General features: G+C 65.8%; 1 protein-coding gene. It reads left to right on the top strand.

What is annotated here, in order from left to right:
* Positions 1–540, top strand: a 540-nt coding sequence (locus tag NS354_RS12975) for a CorA family divalent cation transporter (protein WP_275934837.1), incomplete at its 5' end; no start/stop codon positions are given.
* Between the last annotated feature and the right edge of the window lie 36 nt (positions 541–576).

Below are 576 nucleotides of genomic sequence, written 5' to 3'. Positions count from 1 at the left end.
CTGCTCGACGCCGTCGTGGACGAATACGAGCCGATCCTGGTGGAGCTGGACGAGGACCTCGACGAGATCGAGGAGAACCTGTTCTCCGGTGACGAGAAGTCCTCGCAGCGCATCTACGAGCTGTTCAACGAGGTGGTCAAGTTCCAGCGGGCCACCCGACCGCTGAACTACATGATGGAGCTGCTGATGCGCGGGGCGCAGAAGTACGGCACCCCCGAGACCCTCCTTCCCCGTTTCCGGGACGTGAAGGACCACGCGATCCGCGCCACCGACCACCTGGACGGGCTGCGCGCCGCCCTGCAGAACGCCCTGACCGTGGAGGCCACCCTGGTGGCGCAGGACCAGAACGACGCGATGAAGAAGATGTCCGCGTGGGCCGCGATCCTCATCGCCCCGACCATCATCGCCGGGATCTACGGGATGAACTTCCAGCACATGCCGGAGCTGGACCTGAGCTGGGGCTACTACGGGGCGCTCGGGCTCATGGTGGCCGTGTGCACCGTGCTGTGGGGCGTGTTCAAGAAGAAGGACTGGCTGTAGCAGCCGGCTGACCTGCCGCGCCGTGGGGCTCAGAGG

This window comes from Leucobacter chromiiresistens (genome assembly GCF_001477055.1).
GTDB classification, from domain to species: Bacteria; Actinomycetota; Actinomycetes; order Actinomycetales; family Microbacteriaceae; genus Leucobacter; species Leucobacter chromiiresistens_A.
This window is presented reverse-complemented; position numbering and strand designations above follow the sequence as displayed.